At 64.3% G+C, this 18308-nt stretch carries 18 protein-coding genes; 16 read left to right on the top strand and 2 right to left on the bottom strand.

Features of this window, described 5'->3' with window-relative positions; genetic code table 11:
• Positions 1-33: 33 nt before the first annotated feature.
• The gene (locus XH89_RS28905; RefSeq protein ID WP_194463753.1) at positions 34-258 is read right to left on the bottom strand and encodes a hypothetical protein; all 225 of its coding nucleotides are present in this window, start codon (positions 256-258) and stop codon (positions 34-36) included.
• Positions 259-501: 243 nt separating this feature from the next.
• Between XH89_RS28905 and XH89_RS28900 the strand changes: the two genes are divergently transcribed.
• The 5 genes from XH89_RS28900 (at position 502) to XH89_RS28880 (ending at position 4623) form a co-directional block, all read left to right on the top strand.
• The gene (locus tag XH89_RS28900; protein WP_194463752.1) at positions 502-1458 is read left to right on the top strand and encodes an N-carbamoyl-D-amino-acid hydrolase; all 957 of its coding nucleotides are present in this window, start codon (positions 502-504) and stop codon (positions 1456-1458) included.
• Between the two features lie 456 nt (positions 1459-1914).
• A complete protein-coding gene (locus XH89_RS28895) occupies positions 1915-2469 on the top strand; it encodes a TetR/AcrR family transcriptional regulator (RefSeq protein WP_246767643.1) in 555 nt (184 codons plus the stop codon).
• A 67-nt stretch (positions 2470-2536) separates the two neighbouring features.
• Positions 2537-3730 (top strand): MFS transporter, encoded by a 1194-nt coding sequence (locus tag XH89_RS28890; RefSeq protein WP_194463750.1) that lies wholly within the window; start codon positions 2537-2539, stop codon positions 3728-3730.
• 137 nt (positions 3731-3867) lie between these two features.
• Complete coding sequence (locus XH89_RS28885) at positions 3868-4287, top strand: DUF4118 domain-containing protein (RefSeq protein WP_194463749.1); 420 nt, start codon at positions 3868-3870, stop codon at positions 4285-4287.
• Positions 4288-4425: 138 nt separating this feature from the next.
• On the top strand, positions 4426-4623 hold the full coding sequence (locus XH89_RS28880; RefSeq protein ID WP_194463748.1) for a hypothetical protein: 198 nt from the start codon (positions 4426-4428) through the stop codon (positions 4621-4623).
• Between the two features lie 232 nt (positions 4624-4855).
• Here the strand turns inward: XH89_RS28880 and XH89_RS28875 are convergent, their stop codons facing one another.
• Positions 4856-5833: a LysR family transcriptional regulator gene (locus XH89_RS28875; RefSeq protein WP_194463747.1), complete on the bottom strand. Its 978-nt coding sequence runs from the start codon at positions 5831-5833 to the stop codon at positions 4856-4858.
• Between the two features lie 119 nt (positions 5834-5952).
• Between XH89_RS28875 and XH89_RS28870 the strand changes: the two genes are divergently transcribed.
• The 11 genes from XH89_RS28870 to XH89_RS28820 all read left to right on the top strand — a co-directional run bounded on the left by XH89_RS28870 (position 5953) and on the right by XH89_RS28820 (position 18288).
• Positions 5953-6990: a class 1 fructose-bisphosphatase gene (locus XH89_RS28870; protein ID WP_194463746.1), complete on the top strand. Its 1038-nt coding sequence runs from the start codon at positions 5953-5955 to the stop codon at positions 6988-6990.
• Between the two features lie 12 nt (positions 6991-7002).
• Positions 7003-7878, top strand: a complete 876-nt coding sequence (locus XH89_RS28865) for a phosphoribulokinase (protein ID WP_194463745.1) — start codon at positions 7003-7005, stop codon at positions 7876-7878.
• A 16-nt stretch (positions 7879-7894) separates the two neighbouring features.
• Positions 7895-9916: a transketolase gene (gene tkt, locus XH89_RS28860; protein WP_194463744.1), complete on the top strand. Its 2022-nt coding sequence runs from the start codon at positions 7895-7897 to the stop codon at positions 9914-9916.
• 14 nt (positions 9917-9930) lie between these two features.
• Positions 9931-11016: a class II fructose-bisphosphate aldolase gene (fba, locus tag XH89_RS28855; protein ID WP_194463743.1), complete on the top strand. Its 1086-nt coding sequence runs from the start codon at positions 9931-9933 to the stop codon at positions 11014-11016.
• 33 nt (positions 11017-11049) lie between these two features.
• Positions 11050-12510: a form I ribulose bisphosphate carboxylase large subunit gene (locus tag XH89_RS28850; protein ID WP_194463742.1), complete on the top strand. Its 1461-nt coding sequence runs from the start codon at positions 11050-11052 to the stop codon at positions 12508-12510.
• 11 nt (positions 12511-12521) lie between these two features.
• Complete coding sequence (locus tag XH89_RS28845) at positions 12522-12929, top strand: ribulose bisphosphate carboxylase small subunit (protein WP_194463741.1); 408 nt, start codon at positions 12522-12524, stop codon at positions 12927-12929.
• A gap of 100 nt (positions 12930-13029) precedes the next feature.
• Positions 13030-13962: a CbbX protein gene (gene cbbX / locus XH89_RS28840; protein WP_194463740.1), complete on the top strand. Its 933-nt coding sequence runs from the start codon at positions 13030-13032 to the stop codon at positions 13960-13962.
• A complete protein-coding gene (gene rpe / locus XH89_RS28835) occupies positions 13959-14696 on the top strand; it encodes a ribulose-phosphate 3-epimerase (RefSeq protein ID WP_194463739.1) in 738 nt (245 codons plus the stop codon). Before cbbX ends, rpe begins: the two co-directional genes overlap by 4 nt.
• A gap of 178 nt (positions 14697-14874) precedes the next feature.
• Entirely contained in the window at positions 14875-16026 is a 1152-nt protein-coding gene (locus tag XH89_RS28830; protein ID WP_194463738.1) for an FIST signal transduction protein, read from the top strand.
• 2 nt (positions 16027-16028) lie between these two features.
• The gene (locus XH89_RS28825; protein ID WP_246767917.1) at positions 16029-17900 is read left to right on the top strand and encodes a bifunctional diguanylate cyclase/phosphodiesterase; all 1872 of its coding nucleotides are present in this window, start codon (positions 16029-16031) and stop codon (positions 17898-17900) included.
• Between the two features lie 175 nt (positions 17901-18075).
• Positions 18076-18288 carry a hypothetical protein gene (locus XH89_RS28820; protein WP_194463736.1) on the top strand — a complete coding sequence of 71 codons (213 nt, stop codon included), beginning with the start codon at positions 18076-18078 and terminating at the stop codon, positions 18286-18288.
• Positions 18289-18308 lie beyond the last annotated feature (20 nt).

Below are 18308 nucleotides of genomic sequence, written 5' to 3'. Positions count from 1 at the left end.
CCCCCGGGGCCCCCGCGAGTCGTCGGGGTCTGGCTACTTCCGCAACAACTCTCGCAATGCTGCCGTCGCCTCGGCGCAGCGGATGTCGTCGATCTCGCGCGACAGGCTGAGCGCGCTCGATTTCAGCTCGTCGATCTTGCCGCTCTCGGGATGCTGGCTCTCGAGCTGGCTGAGGCGCTTGTTCAAATCGTCCAACCTGGACTGAAGCTGCCCGATGCTGGCGGCCCCCGTCACGTTCCAAACGCGTTGTGCACGCATCGTGGTTTCCCCGTAAATTGTCTCACGGCGTTGTGAGCAGGGTTCGTGGCCGCAATGGGCGTTTCTTTTGGCCGGTCTTAGATCGTTGGGAACCGTTGCAGATTGGCAACGAAAGTTCCTGGAATACCGCCGGCGCGCTGGACCATCCTCGGATATCGGCGCAGAACCTGCATATGCGCCATCATCCGATGCGCGAGCAGGGGGGCGGGGCGGTCAACCCGCGAAACGAACGAGGGCAGATTCGTGGCGAGATTTGTAACTGTCGCGGCCGGCCAGCTCGGCCCGATTGCGAGGGCTGAAGCGAGGAAGGATGTCGTGGCGCGGCTGATGGCGCTGATGCGCCAGGCCAAGGCCAATGGCTGCGACCTGATCGTTTTTCCCGAGCTCGCGCTGACCACGTTCTTTCCGCGCTGGTACTTCGAGGACCAGGCCGAGATCGACAGCTTCTTCGAGCGCGAGATGCCGGGGGCAGAGACGCAGGCACTGTTTGATCTCGCGCGCGACAGCGGCATCGGATTTTACCTTGGCTATGCCGAGCTCACGATCGAGGCCGGTATCGTCCATCGCTACAACACGTCGATTCTCGTCGACAAAAGCGGCACCATCGTTGCGAAATACCGCAAGGTCCATCTGCCTGGCCATGCCGAGCACGAGCCATGGCGCAAGTTTCAGCATCTGGAAAAGCGCTATTTCGAGCCGGGATCTGGCTTCGGCGTCGTCGATGCGTTCGGCGGCGTGATGGGGATGGCGATCTGCAACGATCGCCGCTGGAGCGAGACCTATCGGGTGATGGGCCTGCAGGGCGTCGAGATGGTGATGATCGGCTACAATACCCCGGTCCACAACCCACCCGCGCCGGAGCATGACGACCTCTCGCTGTTCCACAATCATCTGGTGATGCAGGCCGGCGCCTATCAGAACGGCACCTTTGTGGTGGGTGTCGCCAAGGCCGGTGTCGAAGAAGGCGTCGACCACATCGGCGGCAGCTGCATCATCGCACCATCAGGCGAGATCATCGCGCGATGCACGACCAAGGGCGATGAGCTCGCGCTCGCCCGCTGCGATCTCGATCTCTGCCAATCCTACAAGCGCACGACCTTCAATTTCGACGTTCACCGCCAGCCGCGGGCCTATGGGATGATCGTGGAGCGGAAGGGCGTGGCGACCATGGCCGATGGGACGCCGGTGCAGCGGAAGTAGCGGTCTCCTCCTGGCGAACGTCGGGAAGAGCGAAGCTGTCACATCATACGCCGTCATTGCGAGCGCAGCGAAGCAATCCAGAATCCCTCCGCGAAAAGACTCTGGATTGCTTCGCTGCGCTCGCGATGACGAGGTTGAGGCAGCATGGCACCAATCCATGACCGTCACCCTGAGGTGCGCCCTGGGGCGCAACGCGCCGCAGGGCGAGCCTTGAAGGGCGACGGCCCCGCTGCATCGGCTCGGCCGTGCGTCCTTCGAAGCTCCTCGTGGGACGCGCTGCGTCCCACGCCTTGCACCTCAGGATGACGGAACTGGCTGTCGTCATCATGAGCCCCATCAATCACAACCACGTGTCTTTATTCGGAAACGATCATTCCCTATTGTGCCGCGATGCAAAAAGCCGCCCGAAAATCTGAGCCATCTGCCCATTCCCCCGGTCGCCCCCGGGAGTTTGACATGGACACTGCGCTGGACGGCGCAATCAGGGTGTTTTGCGAGCGCGGCTATCATGCCACCTCGATCGGGGACCTCACCGCGGCCATGCGGCTTGCCACCGGCAGCGTCTACAAGGCGTTTCGCGACAAGCATGCCGTCTTCCTCGCCGCTTTCGAGCGCTACGCCGCGGTGCGGGGCGAGCAGACCCGCAGCGCGGCCGCGCGCGGCGCGAATGGTCGCGAGCGGGTACGCCATGTCCTGCTGTCCTATGTCGAGCACTCCCAGGGCAGCGAGGGACGGCGCGGCTGCATCGTGGTTGGCAGTGCGGTCGAGCTGTCGGCGGTCGATCCAGTGATGCGTGCACGCGTCACGGCGCAGCTCAAGGCCAACGAGAGCTTCATCGTCGGCCTCATTGGCGAGGGCCAGGCCGACGGCTCGATTCCCCGCCATGTCGATGCCGACGACACCGCGCGGCTGATGATCTGCATGACGCAGGGCCTGCGCGTGGTCGGCAAGGCGCGCCTGCCGCTCGACGGTCAGCGCCTGGTCGAGGTCGCGCTGAAGCTGCTGTCTTGAACCTTTGTCAAATTAGGAAATGAACGTTTCCTATATATGGAAACTTTGACGTGCTGGAGAGTCTGGAATGACGATGAATGCCACCATCGACGCCGCGCCGGAGACGGATGCGGTGTCGCAACGACTGACCTTCGTGCTTGCCGCGGCCTGTGGCATGGTCGCGGCCAACATCTATTATGCCCAGCCGCTGATCGCTCCGATCAGCGCGGCGCTCGGCCTGTCGCACGCAGCCGCCGGCCTGATCGTGACCATGACGCAGATCGGCTACGGCACGGGGCTGCTGTTCATCGTGCCGCTCGGCGATCTCGTCGAGAACCGCACGGTGATCTGCACCATCATCACGCTCGGCGCGGCGGCGCTGCTCGCGGCCGCGTTCGCGACGCACGCGCTGCCGTTCCTGATCGCTGCGCTGTTCATCGGCCTCGGCTCGGTCGCGGTGCAGATCATCATTCCCTATGCCGCGCATCTCGCGCCGGAGGCCATTCGCGGCCGCGTCGTCGGCAACGTCTCGACCGGATTGATGTTCGGCATCATGCTGGCGCGGCCGGTCTCCAGTTTCGTCACCGCGGCGCTGTCGTGGCACGCGGTGTTCTTCTGCTCGGCGGCGTTGATGATCGCACTCACGATCGTGCTTCGCTTCACGCTGCCGAAGCGCAAGCCGGTGGCGCGCATGCATTACGGCGCACTGCTGCTGTCGATGCCCCATCTGGTGCGCACCACGCCGCTGCTCCGGCGTCGCGCGCTGTACCAGTCGGGCCTGTTCGGCGCCTTCACCTTGTTCTGGACGGTGGTGCCGCTGCAGCTTGCCAGCCAGTTCGGCTTCACCCAGCGCGGCATTGCGCTGTTTGCGCTTGCCGGCGTGTCCGGCGTGTTCGCCGCCCCGATCGCCGGACGGCTCGCCGATCGCGGCCACAGCCGCATCGCCACGATCGCCGCGATGCTGTTCGTCGCCCTGGGCTTCCTGGTGACGCATGTCGGCGCGGCCGGATCAATGCTCAACCTCGTCTGTCTCGTCGCGGCCGCGATCGCCATCGACTTCGGTGTGCAGGGCAATGTCGTGCTTGGCTTCCGCGCTATCTTCGTGCTCGGGCACGAGCACCGCAGCCGGCTCAACGGGCTCTATATGGCGACGTTCTTTGCGGCCGGCGCCGCCGGATCGGCGCTCGGCGCCTGGGCATTCGCACAAGGTGGCTGGATGCTGGCCTCGGCCATCGGCCTTGCGTTGCCGGTCGGCAGCCTGCTCTATGCGACAACCGAATAGCGGTACGATTGTGCGGCGTTGCGGTTTACCACGCCGGATCGGACGGTTTGGATCGTGCAGATTCCGCCTCGCGATTTCCCTGCAGCTGTAGTACTTTGGTCGCAAGCGGCCTGGTTAATGGCGGCAGGGGAGGCTCTATGAGGCGTGCGGGACTGTATGGCGTACCGCGAGTACGGCCATGGTCGTGGCAGGCGTTTCTGCTCGGATTTGTTGTCGTCGCAGTGTCGGCTACGATTCAAGGCATCTGCGTCGCGCTCGGCGCAAAGCTCTACTTCGCTGCGTTCCTGCCCAGCCTGTTCGTGCTCGGCTTTGTCGCGGGTGCACCGGCGGCCATCTTCGCCGCGCTGCTCACCATTCCCTTGGTGTGGTGGGCGTTCATTCCGCCCTTCTTCGAGTTCACGCCGCTGTCGAGCGCGAATGCGGATTCCGTCAACCTGTTTTGCCTGCTCGCCGTGCTCCTGATCGGCCTTGGCGATCTCTGCCGCGTGACCATGACCATCAACAGAAGCGGTGGACTGGAGTCGCGGGGCGAGAGCGCGGCAACGAATTCGCAATAAACAGGTGCTTGCGCGGAGCGGGCGCGTTGCGCTTGCGCAACAGTCCGGCAACCATCCGCGCGCATGCCTCACGCCGCTAACTTTTCAAAAAAGATTTGGCCGCAATTTCTCCCGCGGAAATACGAGGGAGTTGTCGTCATGAACGGGCACGCCATTTTCGAGAATGTGCGCCGCTACCGCGGTATCGCATCGCTCTATCGCCAGACCGCGGCGTTCCGGCCGAGCCAGCGCTGGTCGCTGCTGGAGCAGGCCAGCGAGTGGGAAGCCCGCGCCCTGTCGGAGCTGGAGGCCTATTTCGCCGCGCGCGTCGATCACGCCGCGCCGCTCGCTGCGTAAGCGTTAACCATCCGAGCCGACGTCAGCGAAGCGGTCGCAAGCAGAACTCGTGGCGACTACGGAGTTACCCTGGCGCTTCTCTGTGCTAGCAACATGCCTCATCTCCCTCACGACGGCCGGGACCCGCGATGACGACCTTCAATCGCATTTTCACGACAGAACGTCTGCTTCAGATCATCGTCATCCTGGCAGCGACGATCGCAATGAAATTGATGGCTTGAGCGCCATCCGGTTAACGTCCGCCGAGTTCGGGAACCTCAGGTAGATAGTTCGCTCCTTCCGAGCCGAGGAAATCGAACATCGCCTGCGCCGGCGGCAGCAGCACCTTGTCGCTGCGTCGGATCACGTACCATTGCCGCACGATCGGCAGCCCGGCGACGTCGAGCACGACGAGGCGGCCTTCGGCCAGCTCATGTGCCACGGTGTGCGCCGAGATGAAGGCGATGCCGAGCCCGGCAATCACCGCCTGCTTGATGGTCTCGTTGCTGCTCATCTCCATGCCGATGATCGGCTCGAGATCCGACTTCTGGAACATCCCCTCCATCAGGGTGCGCGTGCCGGAGCCGGGCTCGCGGGTGAGGAAGGTCTCGTGCACGAGATCGGTCAGGCTGAGGCCTGAATCCTTCTCCAGCCAGTGCCCCTTGCGCGCGACGATGATGTGCGGATTGCGCCCGAGCTGGCGGACGTCGACGCTGACATCGGCCGGTGGCCGACCCATCACCGCGAAATCGAGGTCGTAGCCGTGCATGGCTTCACGGATGTCCTCGCGGTTGCCGATGGTGAGCTTGATCTCGATCTTCGGTGAGCGCTTGGAGAACGCCGCGATCGCGTGCGGCACGAAATATTTGGCGGTCGAGACCGCGCCAAGATGCACCGTGCCGCCGGTCTTCCCTGCGAGAAGGTCGAGCGCGCCCTGGCAGTCCGTGATCGCGGCTTCGACGCGCTCGGCGAGCGTCAGCACCTCGCGGCCGGCTTCCGTCAGCAGCATGCCGTCGCCGGTCCGCTGCACCAGCGGCAGGCCGGCGAGGTCCTGCAGCTGCCGGAGCTGCTGGGTGACAGCCGGCTGGGTCAGCCCGAGATGGCTGGAGGCCGCCGTGACGCTGCCCTTGGCCGAGAGCGCCGCAAGCGACCGCAGCTGCCGGATCGTCAGGTGCCGGAGCTGTGCCGCCGCATGGCCGGGGCCATTATAAGAAAAATCTTTGACGCTCATTATGAATAGAAATTTTCCTTATTAAACGAGCCCTGTCAATCTTCTGATGCCGGGACTGACTGCACCGACCTCCGCCGGGGAGGGAACGGATGCGGCGCCGGCCCAGGGGATGGACGCAGATGACCGGGCAACTCAGGCTGGACGACCACCTTCAACGGTATTCCGAGACCGCGCCGCATGCGCTCACCGTCGCGGCCGCAGTCGACGCCATCGCCGCAGCGGCGATCGAGATCGCCGACCTGATCGCCACCGGTGATCTTGCGGATGCCTCGGGCCTCACCGCAGGACGCAACAGCGACGGCGATCTCCAACGCGATCTCGACGTGCAGGCCGATGCGATCCTGCGCCGCTGCCTCAGCAAGCAGCCGATCGCAGCGCTCGCCTCCGAGGAGATGCGCGAACCTCAGATCTGCGATCGCCAGGCAAAGATCTGCGTCGCGATCGATCCGCTGGACGGCTCCTCCAACATCGACATCAACATGACCGTCGGCACGATCTTCTCGATCCTGCCTTCGCCGGAGGATCTCGCGCTCGCCTTCCACCAGCGCGGATCGGCACAGCTCGCGGCAGGCTTCATCACTTATGGTCCGCAGACTTCGCTGGTGCTGACGCTCGGCGAGGGCGTCGACATCTTCACCCTCGATCGCAAAGCTGGTTGTTTCCGCCTCGCGCGGAGCGGTGTGCAGATCTCCGAGGCCTGCGAGGAGTTCGCGATCAACGCCTCCAACCGCCGGCACTGGGACACGCCGGTGCGCGCCTTCATCGACGAATGCCTCGCCGGTGTCGAAGGGCCTGCGAACCACAATTTCAACATGCGCTGGATCGGCTCGCTGGTCGCGGAAGCCTATCGCATCCTCACCCGCGGCGGCGTGTTTCTCTACCCTTCGGACGCGCGGCCCGGCTATGGCGACGGCCGCCTGCGTCTCGTCTATGAGGCGCACCCGATGGCCATGATCATCGAGCAGGCCGGCGGCTCGGCCTCGACCGGCCGCGAGCGCATCCTCGATCTCTCGGCGCAAACCCTGCATCAGCGCGTGCCGCTGATCATGGGCTCGAGCAACGAGGTGCATCGTGTCGCCGAGCTGCATTGCGATCCGTTGCTGGTGGCGAGCGTCTCGGCGCCGCTGTTCGCACGGCGCGGTTTCTTCCGGCTGTGAGGAGGGCATCGTATGTCCAGGAAGCATCCGATCATCTCCATCACCGGCTCCTCCGGTGCCGGCACGACCTCGGTCAAGAAGACCTTCGAGCAGATCTTCTTTCGCGAGAAGGTCAACGCCGTCTACATCGAGGGTGATGCGTTCCATCGCTATGACCGTGCCGAGATGCGCACGCAGATGGCCAAGGAAGCGGAGCGCGGCAACAAGCATTTCAGCCATTTCAGCCCCGAGACAAACCTGTTCGAGGAGCTGGAGCGCGCATTTCGCGATTATGGCGAGACCGGCACCGCGGTGACGCGGCACTATGTCCACGATGCCGAGGAATCTGCGCTGCATCGCGCCGCGCCCGGCACTTTCACCGAATGGGAGCGACTGCCGGAAAATTCGGACCTCTTGTTCTACGAAGGCCTGCACGGCGCCGTCGTCACCGACAAGGTCAACGTCGCGCGTTATGCCGATCTCAAGATCGGCGTCGTGCCGGTCATCAATCTCGAATGGATCCAGAAGCTGCATCGCGACCGCAGCGCGCGCGGCTATTCGACTGAGGCCGTCACCGACACCATCCTGCGGCGGATGCCTGACTACATCCACTACATCTGCCCGCAATTTACCGAGACCGACATCAACTTCCAGCGCGTGCCGACGGTGGACACCTCCAATCCGTTCATCGCGCGCTGGATCCCGACGCCGGATGAATCAATGGTCGTGATCCGCTTCAAGAACCCGCGCGGTATCGATTTTCCCTATCTGCTGTCGATGCTGCCGCACAGCTGGATGTCGCGCGCGAATTCGATCGTGTGTCCGGGCGCCAAGCTCGACCTCGCAATGCAGCTGATCCTGACGCCGCTGATCATGCAGCTGATCGAACGCAAGCGCAGCTTGAAGTGAACAAGGAGAGAATCCGATGAATATCTCCGTCCACGCCGAGGCCGATCTCACGGCAGTCACGCATCATGATCTCGCCAACGCCGTCCGCTTCCTCGCGGTCGATGCCATCGAGACCTCGCAGTCCGGCCACCCTGGCCTGCCCATGGGCATGGCCGATGTCGCGACCGTGTTGTTCCAGCGCTTCCTCAAGTTCGACTCGGCCCATCCAAACTGGCCGGACCGCGACCGCTTCGTGCTCTCGGCCGGCCATGGCTCGATGCTGCTCTATGCGCTGCTGCATCTTACCGGCGGCGATGTCAGCCTCGACGACATCAAGGCGTTCAGGCAGTGGGGCTCGAAAACGCCGGGCCATCCCGAATATGGTCATACGCCTGGTGTCGAGACCACGACGGGCCCGCTGGGGCAGGGGATTGCCACCGCGGTCGGCATGGCGCTCGCCGAGCGCATGGCCAACGCGCGGCACGGCGATGGCCTCGTCGATCACTTCACCTATGTGATCGCGGGTGACGGCTGCCTGATGGAGGGCATCAGCCAGGAGGCGATCTCGCTCGCCGGCCATCTCGGGCTCGGCCGCCTGATCGTGCTGTTCGACGACAACGGCATCTCCATCGACGGGCCGACGTCGCTCGCGACGTCGGATGATCAACTCGCACGTTTCGCCGCCTCCGGCTGGTCGGTGCGTCGCGTCGATGGTCATGATCCCGAAGCCGTTGCGCAGGCGATCGCTGAAGAACGCGAGACCGCAAAACCGTCGCTGATCGCCTGCCGCACCGTCATCGGCTATGGCGCGCCTGATCGGCAGGGCACCGAGAAGGCGCATGGCGCGCCCCTCGGCGCTGAGCAGGCCGCGGCGGCTCGGCGGGCGCTCGGTTGGGACTACCAGCCCTTCGTCGTGCCTGTCACCGTCGTGAAGGCGTGGCGGATGATTGGACAGCGCGGGCAGGTGGCTCGCCTCGCCTGGCTCGATCGCTACGAAAACGCGACGCCCGCGCAGCGCGATCTGTTCATCGAGGGTAAGCCGGTTGCCCTGCCGAACGCCTATGCCCAGGCCTCGGCGAAATTGCGCGAGCGCTTCGCCTCGGAGCGTCCAAGACTTGCGACCCGGCAGGCCTCGCAACAGGTGCTTGACGGCATTGCGGCAACGATTCCCGGATTTGTCGGCGGCTCTGCGGACCTGACGCATTCGAACCTGACGCACGCCAAGGCCCAGACGCCCGTCAAGCGTGATGGGTTCGCCGGCGACTACATTCACTACGGCATCCGCGAACACGGCATGGCCGCCGCGATGAATGGCCTCGCGCTGCACGGCGGCTTCATTCCCTATGGCGGCACGTTTCTCGCCTTCTCCGACTACAGCCGGCCGGCGATCCGCCTTGCAGCCCTGATGCGGCTCCGCGTCATCCACGTGATGACGCACGACTCCATCGGGCTCGGCGAGGATGGGCCAACGCATCAGCCGGTGGAGCATCTCGCGGCGCTGCGCGTGATCCCGAATCTGCTGGTGTTTCGTCCCGCCGACGCGGTCGAGACGTTAGAGGCTTGGGACTGTGCGCTGACGGCTGAGCATCGTCCGTCCGTGCTGTGCCTGTCGCGCCAGGCGCTGCCGACGTTCCGCAGCGATGTCCGCGGCCGAAACCGCGTCGCCCGCGGCGCCTACCTGATTGTTTCGCCCGACGGCGGCCGCGATGTGACGCTGATGGCATCAGGCTCGGAAGTTTCGATCGCGCTGGAAGCCGCGCGCCTGCTTGCAACAGAGCATGTCCGCGCCGCTGTCGTATCCGCACCCTGTTTCGCCCTGTTCGCGGAGCAACCGGATGACTATCGCGCCGCCGTTCTCGGGACCGCTCCTCGCGTCGGCATCGAGGCGGCGGTGGCCGGTGATTGGCACCGCTGGATCGGCAGTGACGGCGAGTTCGTCGGCATGCGCGGCTTCGGTGCCTCGGCGCCGGCACCCGTGCTCTACCGAGAATTCGGCATCACGCCGCAAAGCGTCAATGAGGCCGCCCGACGGGCGATCGCCCGCGCAAGCAAGCAATAACAGGAGGATTTGTCGTGGCCCGTATCACCCTTCGCCAATTGCTCGATCACGCTGCATCCCACGGCTATGCGGTGCCGGCATTCAACATCAACAACATGGAGCAGGGCATCGCGATCATGCAGGCGGCGGCCGAGGTCGATGCGCCCGTCATCATCCAGGCCTCGCGCGGGGCACGCAGCTATGCCGGCGATCTCATGCTTTCGCACATGATCGACGCACTGGAGCGGACCTATCCGGACATTCCGCTCTGCATGCACCAGGACCACGGCAATGACGAGGCGACCTGCGCCTCCGCCATCGCCCATGGTTTCACCTCGGTGATGATGGACGGTTCGCTCAAGGCCGATGCCAAGACGGCCGCCGACTACGACTACAACGTCGCGATCACCCGCCGCGTCGTCGATCTCGCCCATTGGGTCGGCGCCTCCGTCGAAGGCGAGCTCGGCGTGCTTGGCTCGCTCGAGCATGGCGGCGGCGAGCAGGAGGACGGCCACGGTGTCGAGGGCAAGGTCAGTCACGACCAGCTGCTGACCGACCCTGATCAGGCCGTCGATTTCGTCCGTGCGACGAGGGTCGATGCGCTGGCGATCGCGATGGGCACGTCCCACGGCGCCTACAAGTTCAGCCGCAAGCCCGACGGCGACATCCTGGCGATGCGGGTGGTCGAGGAGATTCACCGCCGGCTGCCGAACACGCACCTCGTCATGCATGGCTCTTCCTCGGTGCCGCAGCCGCTGCAGGACATGTTCAACCAGTTCGGCGGCGAGATGCCGCAGACCTGGGGCGTGCCGGTCGAGGAGATCGTCCGCGGCATCAAGAGCGGCGTGCGCAAGGTCAACATCGACACCGATTGCCGCCTGGCGATGACGGCGGTGTTCAGGAAGGTGGCCGCGCAAAGCCGCAATGAATTCGATCCGCGCAAATTCCTCAAACCCGCGATGGATGCGATGCGCGAGCTCTGCCGCGAGCGGTTCGAGCAATTCGGCACTGCGGGCCACGCCAGCAGGATCAAGGTCGTTCCCTTGAGCGAGATGGCGCGGCGCTACCGCACCGGCGAGCTCGATCCGCGGATCGGCGCCCGCGAGCCGGTCGCCGCCTAATCATTCAGAGAGAGAAGAGCAGGAGAGAGAGCCATGAACGCACATGCTGGAACGGTCCGCGGCAAGGAGCGCTATCGCTCGGGTGTGATGGAATACAAGCGCATGGGCTATTGGGAGCCCGAATACACGCCGAAGGACACCGACGTCATCGCGTTATTCCGCGTCACGCCGCAGGAGGGCGTCGACCCGATCGAGGCGTCGGCGGCCGTTGCCGGCGAATCCTCGACCGCGACCTGGACGGTGGTGTGGACTGATCGCCTGACCGCGGCCGAGAAATATCGTGCCAAGTGCTACCGGGTCGACCCGGTCCCGGGCACGCCGGGCTCGTATTTCGCCTACATCGCCTATGACCTTGACCTGTTCGAGCCGGGCTCGATTGCGAACCTGTCGGCCTCGATCATCGGCAACGTGTTCGGCTTCAAGCCGCTCAAGGCCCTGCGTCTGGAAGACATGCGTTTCCCGGTCGCCTATGTGAAGACGTTCCAGGGACCGGCGACCGGCATCGTGGTCGAGCGCGAACGGCTCGACAAGTTCGGCCGGCCGCTGCTCGGCGCGACCGTGAAGCCGAAGCTCGGTCTTTCCGGGCGCAACTACGGCCGCGTGGTCTACGAGGCGCTGAAGGGCGGGCTCGACTTCACCAAGGACGACGAGAACATCAACTCGCAGCCTTTCATGCATTGGCGCGACCGCTTCCTCTATTGCATGGAGGCGGTGAACCGCGCGCAGGCCGCCTCCGGCGAGGTCAAGGGCACATACCTCAACGTCACCGCAGCGACGATGGAGGACATGTATGAGCGCGCCGAGTTCGCCAAGGAGCTCGGATCGTGCATCGTCATGATCGACCTCGTGATCGGCTACACCGCGATTCAGTCGATGGCCAAGTGGGCGCGGCGCAACGACATGATCCTGCATCTGCATCGCGCCGGCCATTCGACCTATACGCGGCAGAAGAGCCACGGCGTGTCGTTCCGCGTCATCGCCAAATGGATGCGGCTCGCGGGTGTCGACCACATCCATGCCGGCACGGTGGTCGGCAAGCTCGAAGGCGATCCCAACACCACGCGGGGCTACTACGACGTCTGCCGCGAGGACTTCAACCCGACCAAGCTCGAGCACGGCATATTCTTCGACCAGTCCTGGGCGAGCCTGAACAAGATGATGCCGGTGGCCTCCGGCGGCATTCATGCCGGCCAGATGCACCAGCTGCTCGATCTGCTCGGCGAGGACGTCGTGCTGCAATTCGGCGGCGGCACCATCGGCCATCCCATGGGCATCGCGGCCGGCGCCGCCGCCAATCGCGTGGCGCTGGAAGCGGTGATCCTCGCCCGCAACGAGGGTCGTGACTACGTCCACGAAGGTCCTGAGATTCTGGCCAAAGCCGCGCAGACCTGCACGCCGCTGAAGGCCGCGCTCGAGGTCTGGAAGGACGTCACCTTCAACTATCAATCCACCGATACGCCGGACTTCGTGCCGACAGCGCTGGAAACCGTTTGAGGAGATGAGACATGAAACTGACCCAGGGCTGCTTCTCGTTCCTGCCTGATCTGACCGACGATCAGATCTATAAGCAGGTGCAATATTGCCTCGCCAATGGCTGGGCTGTGAACATCGAGTTCACCGACGACCCGCATCCCCGCAACACCTATTGGGAGATGTGGGGCCTGCCGATGTTCGATCTCCAGGACGCTGCCGGCGTGATGATGGAGCTCGCCGAGTGCCGCAGGGTGTATGGCGACCGCTACATCCGAATTAGCGGTTTCGATTCCAGCCATGGCTGGGAATCGGTGCGGATCTCCTTCCTCGTCAACCGGCCGAAGCAGGAGGCCGAGTTCGAACTGGTGCGGCAGGAGGTCGGCGGTCGCGCGATCCGATACAGCACCGTTCGCAAGGCGGTCACTCACGCCTCGCAATAGCTGTTCCCTTTCCGCACGGAGCGCTCCCTGCTCCGTATCCTTGGCGGACCACTGCTTCGCCGCTTCCCCCGCGGCGAAGCTCTTTTCTTCGAGGGTAGCCATGCTCGACGTTCCCCACGCAACGACATCAGAGCCCAACGAAACCAGCTTCGATCTCCGCAAGGAGGCCGAGGCGGCCGGGATCACCGAGACGCTGCAACAGCTCGAGCAGGAATTGATCGGGCTCAAGCCGGTCAAGAGCCGCGTGCGCCAGATCGCCTCGCTGTTGCTGATCGAGCGCATCCGCCAGCGCGCCGGCCTCGCATCAGCGCCGCCGACCCTGCACATGTCGTTCACAGGCAATCCCGGCACCGGCAAGACCACGGTGGCGCTGCGCATGGCAAAGATCCTGCACGGCCTCGGCTTCGTGCGACGCGGACAGGTGATCTCGGTGACGCGTGACGATCTCGTCGGGCAATATATCGGCCACACCGCGCCGAAGACCAAGGAAATCCTGAAAAAGGCGATGGGCGGGGTGCTGTTCATCGACGAGGCCTATTATCTGCACCGGCCCGACAACGAACGCGACTATGGCCAGGAAGCGATCGAGATCCTGCTCCAGGTCATGGAAAACCAGCGCGAAGACCTCGTGGTGATCCTCGCCGGCTATGGCGAGCGGATGACGAGCTTCTTTGCCTCCAACCCCGGCTTCCGCTCGCGCATCGCCCACCACATCGAGTTTCCTGACTATGCGGAAGCCGAGCTGCTGGTCATCGCGGAGCTGATGCTGAGAGAGCGCGGCTACCGTTTCTCGACGGCGGCTCGCCAAGCGTTTGAGAAATACATCGCATTGCGGCGGACGCAGCCGTTCTTCTCCAATGCGCGCTCGATCCGCAACGCCGTCGACCGCATCCGCCTGCGGCAGGCCGATCGCCTGGTGTCCGATCTCGATCGCCTGCTCGATGTCGCCGATCTCGAAACGATCGATCCTGCTGATGTGTTGGCAAGCCGCGTCTTCAGCGGTGGCGCTGACGCGCGGAGCGCGCAGCCATGACGCGGGACATCCTGATTGCTCCCTCGATCCTTGCGGCGGATTTTGCGCGCCTCGGCGAGGAGGTCGCGGCGATCGACGCGGCCGGCGCCGACTGGATCCATTGCGACGTCATGGACGGCCACTTCGTGCCGAACATCAGCTTTGGCGCCGACGTCATCAGGTCGATCCGGCCGCTGACCAAGAAGGTCTTCGACGTGCATCTGATGATCGCGCCCGTCGATCCCTATCTGGAGGCGTTCGCGAAGGCAGGTGCGGACGTCATCACCGTGCATGCCGAGGCGGGCCCGCATCTGGACCGTTCGCTCCAGGCGATCCGCGCGCTCGGCAAGAAGGCGGGCGTCAGCCTGTGTCCATCGACGCCCGAAAGCGTGATCGAATATGTGCTCGATCGGCTCGATCTCGTGCTGGTGATGACGGTCAATCCGGGCTTCGGCGGCCAGTCCTTCCTCGAATCCCAGCTCGGGAAGATCGCGCGGCTTCGAACCATGATCGGCGAGCGGCCGATCCGGCTCGAGGTCGATGGCGGCGTGACGCGCGACAATGCCGCGGCGGTTGCTGCCGCAGGCGCCGATACGCTCGTGGCGGGATCCGCCGTGTTTCGAGGCAAGAGCAGCGCCAACTATGCCGGCAACATCGCAGCCATTCGCATTGCTGCCGAGGCTGGTTGGGTTCCGAGTCTGCAAGGTGGTTCCGCGCAGCCAATGCGCGCCGGCGAATTTGCGCGGGCCCGGTAGATTACGGGGGCGTTGCGCAGCGGTGCGACGCTTCCCCGGGGTCCTACGGAAGATCGATCGGGAATCGGCAATACCCTTCATGCCGGGGTAACCAACGGTGGTGAAGCAGGCGTTCGATTAACGGCGACGCAATGCGCCGCCGCCCAATCTGTGGTTCAAGGATCGCAGAGAGAGCGGGATGCAGATTCAATATCGCCACTGGAACGCTGCCCATGGCTGGCGCGGAGCGAGCGCTTTGCGGGAACCTGCCCAGCTCGTGCTTTATTTCGGCAGCCGGCAGGGCTTGGCGAGCGGCGCGCGCTATCGCGAGCTGCGTGATCTCTACCCCGACAGTCACATCGTCGGATGCAGCACCGGTGGGCAGATCCATGGCGACGACATCAGCGACGACGAAATGGTGGCGGTCGCCCTGCATTTTGCCCGTACGCAGGTGAGGGTGGTGAACGAAGTCGTTGAATCGCGCGGGGCGTCGCGGGCTTGCGGCGCGCGTCTCGCCCGCCAGATGATGGCAGAGGATCTGGCGGGGCTGTTCGTCCTGTCCGACGGATTGGTCGTGAACGGTGGCGAGTTGCTCGCCGGCATGACCGAGTTGCTCGGACCGGATTTGCCGGTCACCGGCGGCCTTGCCGGCGATGGCGCTCAGTTCGAACAGACGTTGGTCGGGGCTGATGATGAGCCTTTGCCGAATCGCGTTGCGGCAATCGGATTCTATGGCACCTCCTTTCGCTTCACGCATGGCTGCGCCGGCGGCTGGGACGTGTTCGGCCCGAGGCGCAAGGTCACGAAGTCGAGCGGTCCCGTGGTGGAGGAGCTCGACGGCGATCCGCCGCTGGATCTCTACACGCGCTATCTCGGCGAGGAAGAGGCCGCTGCGATGCCCGGTTCGGGCCTCGCGTTTCCGCTGCGGATCCACGACGAGTCCGAGCCAGACCGGCAGATCGTGCGTTCCGTCTTCGCCGTGGATCGCAGTGCCCGCACGCTGACCTTCGCTGCCGACATTCCGGAGGGATGTACCGCGCAGTTGATGCGCGCCAATTTCGACAGTCTCGCGGCAGGCGCGGGCGAAGCCGTCCGGCAGGCGCGCAGCGCGCTGGCAGATGAGATCGCAGGTGATAAGCTCGCGATCCTGGTCAGCTGCACGGGCCGTCGCAAGGTCATGGGGCAACGAACGCAGGATGAGCTCGACGCGGTTGCCGCCGAGCTCGGCGACGACGTCACCCGTATCGGCTTCTACTCTTACGGCGAGATCGCGCCTCCGGCGGCCTCCGGTCGCTGCGAGCTGCACAACCAGACCATGACGGTCACTGTCATCGCGGAGGCGGCGGGGTGACCATGCATCGCCTGTTGGCAAGGCAGATCAGGCAGTCGACGGACGAGGCCGGGCAGGTCGATCTGGCCAGGCTCGGCGAGCTCGTCAGCGCAGCTTACGAGGAGAGCGACGGCGATCGCCGGCGCACCGACCGCGCGATCAAGCTGATGATCGAAGAGCTCGAGCAGACGCACAAGTGCGCCGAGCAGAACCTGTTGCGGGCGCGCGAATTTCTCGACAGCATCATCGAGAACATTCCGATTGCGGTGTTCGCCAAGGATGCGGCGGATTCGCGATACATCCTGCTCAACCGGGCCGGCGAAGACTATTACGGCATGCCCCGCGAGGACATGCTGGGCCGGACTCCGGAGCAGATCTTTCCCGACGATATTGCCCGCGTCGTCAACGAGCAGGACCGCCGCGTCGTCGACAGCGGCACCCCGATGCTCCTGGAAGGGCATGTGCTCCAGGCCGGGGTCAAGGGCCGCGATCGCGTCGTCAATTCGCGCAAACTGCTCGTCAGGGACGGCAACGGCGCACCGCAATATTTGGTCGGCGTGATCGAGGACGTCACCGAGCGGATCACGAATGAAGCGCGGATCAGCCATCTCGCCCACCATGACGCCTTGACCGACTTGCCGAATCGCAGCGCTTTCAATGCGGCGCTGGACGAGCGGCTCGAGCGGGCCGAGGAAGCCTCCGCCAGCTTTGCGGTCCTCAGTCTGGATCTCGACCGCTTCAAGGACGTCAACGACGTGTTCGGCCACCCCGTCGGCGACATGATGATGCGGGCGGCCGCCGAGCGTCTTGTTGCGGAGTCCGATGGCGCTTTCGTCGCTCGCATCGGCGGCGACGAGTTCATGATCCTGATGTCCGACGACATCAGGCGTGAAGACGTGCTCTCGCTCGCCGAGCGTCTGGTCGAGACGATTGGCAGGGAGCTCGAGGTCGACGACTATCTTTCCCATGTCGGCCTCAGTGTTGGTATCGCAGTCTATCCGGACGACGGCATCGATGCGGCGACGCTGCTTGCGAACGCCGATTCGGCGCTCTATCGCGCCAAGCGCGAAGGCCGGGGCAGGGTCTGCTTCTTCGAGACTGCGATGGACCGGGAGCTGCGAGATCGCAGGTTGTTGCAGCACGATCTGCGCCACGCGCTGGAGCAGAATCAGCTCGAGGTCTATTTCCAGCCGCAGGCGCGAATGGACGGAGAAATCATCGGCTTCGAGGCGCTGGCGCGCTGGAACCATCCGATGCGGGGCCTTGTGCCGCCCGACCAGTTCATTCCGCTGGCCGAAGAGAGCGGGCTGATCATCGAGATCGGCGAATGGGTGTTGCGCGAGGCGTGTCGCGAGGCGGCGTCTTGGCCGCGGCCGCTGCAGGTCGCGGTCAACCTGTCACCGATCCAATTCAAGGCCGGCGATCTCGAACGGTCCATCCATCAAATCCTGCTGGAGACGGGACTTTCGCCCACGCGGCTCGAGGTCGAGATCACCGAGGGCGTGCTGATCGGCGATTTCACCCGCGCGCTCAATCTGCTGCGGCGGCTCAAAGCGCTCGGCATCCGCATCGCAATGGACGATTTCGGTACCGGGTACTCATCACTGTCCTATCTCCAGTCGTTCCCGTTCGACAAAATCAAGATCGACCGCAGCTTCATTTCCGACCTCGAGGCAACGCCGCAATCGGCCGAGATCGTCCGCGCGGTCTTGAGCCTCGCGCACGCGCTGCAAATCCCGGTCGTTGCCGAAGGGGTGGAGACGGAGGCGCAGCGCGCCTTCCTGGAAGGTGAGGCTTGCGAGGAGATGCAGGGCTATCTGATCGGGCGCCCCGAACCGATCGAACGGTATTCCAATTTGATTGGCATCAACGTGGAACGCCGCCGTTACGCCTAAGGATAGCACTGCAGGTTCCGAGACGGTTACCAACAGGAACTATTGTGCGTCGGCGCATTTTCCAAAGGTTAACCTGTGTTAAGTGGGCTGGATGAGCAAAAAATGTTTTGCATAACCGCCATCGGCCTGACGTAAATTAGGGCAATAAGCCCGAGTGAATGCGAGGGAGGGTCTCATGGAGAACGTACGTCGCTACCGCGCGCTGGCGTCCCTCTGTCGTCAGCAGGCGGCCTATCGGCCGCTCCAGAATTGGCAACTCCTCGGCCAGGCCGAACATTTCGAACATCTTGCCGAGGTCGCGCTGAAGGCGCATTTCGATGCATGCAATACGCAACGCCAGGAAGACGCTGTCGAAGCCGAGTCTTGGGAGACACCTGCCGCAGCGTGATCGCGTCTCCCCTTCCGCCT

The organism is Bradyrhizobium sp. CCBAU 53340 (genome assembly GCF_015291645.1).
Lineage (GTDB): Bacteria > Pseudomonadota > Alphaproteobacteria > Rhizobiales > Xanthobacteraceae > Bradyrhizobium.
This window is presented reverse-complemented; position numbering and strand designations above follow the sequence as displayed.